Annotated in this window: 4 protein-coding genes; 1 reads left to right on the forward strand and 3 read right to left on the reverse strand. The window is 66.8% G+C overall.

Features of this window, described 5'->3' with window-relative positions:
* The 3 genes from BUC15_RS18695 to BUC15_RS18705 all read right to left on the reverse strand — a co-directional run.
* Nucleotides 1–846 (reverse strand): hypothetical protein (locus tag BUC15_RS18695; protein ID WP_073191594.1); only part of this gene is annotated, 846 nt, incomplete at its 3' end.
* Entirely contained in the window at nucleotides 843–1,307 is a 465-nt protein-coding gene (locus tag BUC15_RS18700) for a hypothetical protein (protein WP_013601295.1), read from the reverse strand. The genes BUC15_RS18695 and BUC15_RS18700, both read right to left, overlap by 4 nt.
* Nucleotides 1,308–1,366: 59 nt before the next feature.
* Nucleotides 1,367–1,798 carry a hypothetical protein gene (locus tag BUC15_RS18705; RefSeq protein WP_013601296.1) on the reverse strand — a complete coding sequence of 144 codons (432 nt, stop codon included), beginning with the start codon at nucleotides 1,796–1,798 and terminating at the stop codon, nucleotides 1,367–1,369.
* A gap of 311 nt (nucleotides 1,799–2,109) precedes the next feature.
* Between BUC15_RS18705 and BUC15_RS18710 the strand changes: the two genes are divergently transcribed.
* Nucleotides 2,110–2,600, forward strand: a 491-nt coding sequence (locus tag BUC15_RS18710) for an ArdC family protein (RefSeq protein ID WP_245788045.1), incomplete at its 3' end; no start/stop codon positions are given.

Consider the following 2,600-nt stretch of genomic DNA (forward strand, 5'->3'; position numbering starts at 1 on the left):
GCGGTGGAGGTGTCCTTCGGGGTCTTCGCTGTTGGCGGCGAGGGGGTCGGCCTGGCTCAGCCCGGGCCGCGCGAGCGTCGCTCGGAGCCAGAGCGACTCCAGCTGCGCTGTGAGGGCGACGGTCTGCCTCTGCCGGGCGCGGTGCTGAGCGCGACGGACGGCAGGCTGGATCGCGAACCCGGCACAGAGGAACACGAAGGTCAGGACGGAGAGCGGATCGTAGGCGGACTGGATAGTGTGCATGAGGTCGAGGTGGCCCGTGGCGTGGGCAACGTCCATGACGATCACGGCGAGGCAGAGCGCGACGCCGAACGCCGACCCCAGGCTCAACAGTGCCGCGGGGAGGTGCTGGATGCCGGTGTTGTGCCGGTACTGCCTTATGGCGAGGACGAGCATCGCCACGACAATGACGAGGCAGTAGGTGAAGTTGATGATCGAGTAGACCGCTGTTGCTGGCTGTGCGCCGAGGTCGATCATGAATCGTGTTGTGGTGGTGCCGCGGTCGATGAGCAGGAACGATGCGGTGATCGCGAGCAGCGCGACGAGCAGGACGGGGATGCTGACGGCGGCTCGGACGAGCCTGGGCCGGTACTCGCCGGTCTTCATGACGCCGCGGCCGAGGAAGAACAGCCCGGTCATCAGGAGCGCGTCCGCGATCAGGGTGGCGAGGTTGGTGCCACCGAGCAGTCGATCGACGGCGCTGTAGGCGGCATCCACGTTGAGCGTCATCGCGATGGCGATGGTGAGGGCGGCGTAGGTGATGCTTCGGTCGGTGCGTTTGCGTCGGAAGATGAGCAGGCTCGCCACGAGCGCCCACATGAGCGTTGCGACGAGCGTCTGGATCATCCGAATATCTCCGAGTATCTGGACTCTGCGAACACCGACCCTCGGATGCCGGCGGCGAGCCGGTCGGCGAGGGACTCGGCGGCGATCTCGGTTTCGCTGTCGAGGTCTTGCCGCCTGAGCAGGCGACCTCTGGTGTACGGCGGGATGTTGGGCAGCAGTACCTCCCCGACTGCACAGCCGTCGCCTTCGCCGTGGCCAAGGATCATGTGGGCGAGCTCGTGGAGCACGAACTGCTGGCGATGCAGCGCGGAGTCGCTGCGGGCGTGAAGCACGACGTCTTCGGCATCGGTGGAGAGCCAGAGCGCGCAGAGGCCGTCGTGGGTGTCGAGGTCTGCGAGTTCGACGACGCGGAGCCTACGGTGCCGCCGGTCTTGGACGGTGTGGAGGAGATCGTCAAGGGCGAAGGTATTGCCGAGCTCAAGGCCCGCGACGGCCGCCGATACGGTCTGTTCGATCTTCACGGTTCGCCCCTTCTCTGTAGGGAGCAGGGACCGGTGGCGGCTCCATCGTGCGGTACCGGTCAGTGCTCGGGCATGTGTGTCATTTCCTCGTCCAGGAACTTGGTGATGGCGTGGAGTGCTTTCGGCGAGATATCGCCGAGGGTGCGGGCAGCGTAGGACTTCACCTTCGCGGCACGCATGGACCGAACCAGGTCGAGCTGCGCAGAGACCTTCTCGGGAGTGGCAGCACCGTCCTCGCCGAGCAGGAACGCGGCGTCCACGTCGAAGAACTCCGCGAGCCCTTCGAAGACGGCGGGGTCTTGGACGTAGCGGTGGCCGTTGACCATGTACGTCCAGCGCGACCGCGACAGGTTGGTGCCTCGTTCTTGGAGGTAGCCGGCGATCTGCGAGTAGGTCGGCTCCGTGCCGGACTCGGCGACGGCGACATCCATCAGGAGCCGCAGACGTTTGGCGAGGTCTTCGGCCGCAGCCTGGCTCTCGTCTTCGGTCATGACGGTGACCCCCTTCCCTTCGCAACGGGCAAGGCATCGATGTAGTCCACCCAGAAGGTGGTTGTGCATGCTCAAACCGTACTCGTTGAGCATGCACAAATCAAGGCTTGCGCATGCTCAACGGTCAGTGTTAGAACAGGACTCCGGGGCATTTTGAGCATGCTCAATGTTGCGTCCCGGTCTCGGCTCGGGCTGCCTCAAGGAGGTGAACGATGTCCAGCTCACGGTCTGGGCGCGGGTGTTCGCGCCTACCTGCCAGGTGTACCGCCGCGCGCAGCCGCGTCGCGGCCCGCCGAAGAGGAGGCCGGAGCATGGCATCGAACGAGGACGCCCGCGCGGCGCGAGAGGCGAAGCTCGACGAGCTGCACGAGAAGCTGACCGGCGCGGTCGAGTCGCTGGTCTCGGGTGACGACTGGCGCCAGGCGCTCGCCTTCGCGGCGCGGTTCCGGTCGCGGTCGTTCAACAACACGATGCTGATCTGGGTGCAGCACGAAGCCGCGTTCGAGGCAGGCCGCGTGCCCGAACCCTTCCCCACCCTGGTTGCCGGGTACCGGCAGTGGCAGGGGCTCGGTCGGCAGGTGATGAAGGGCCAGCCGGGCTACATGATCTTCGCGCCCGTGACGGGCCGGTTCGCCACCGCGACCCCTGCCGATGCGGGCTCGTGGCGGCGGCTCGGGCCGAGGGAGACGCCGAAGGCCGGCGAGGTGGTGCGCTCGCGGATGGTCGGAGCCCGGCCGGCCTACGTGTGGGATGCCTCCCAGACCGACGGAGAACCATTGCCAGTTCCGCCCGCTCCGACGCT

It is taken from the genome of Tessaracoccus bendigoensis DSM 12906 (assembly GCF_900141915.1).
Lineage (GTDB): Bacteria > Actinomycetota > Actinomycetes > Propionibacteriales > Propionibacteriaceae > Arachnia > Arachnia bendigoensis.

What these genes read in the sequence shown, in the direction of transcription:
- BUC15_RS18705 (WP_013601296.1), bottom strand. Translation starts at nt 1,798, where the DNA reads ATGACCGAAGACGAGAGCCAGGCTGCGGCCGAAGACCTCGCCAAACGT.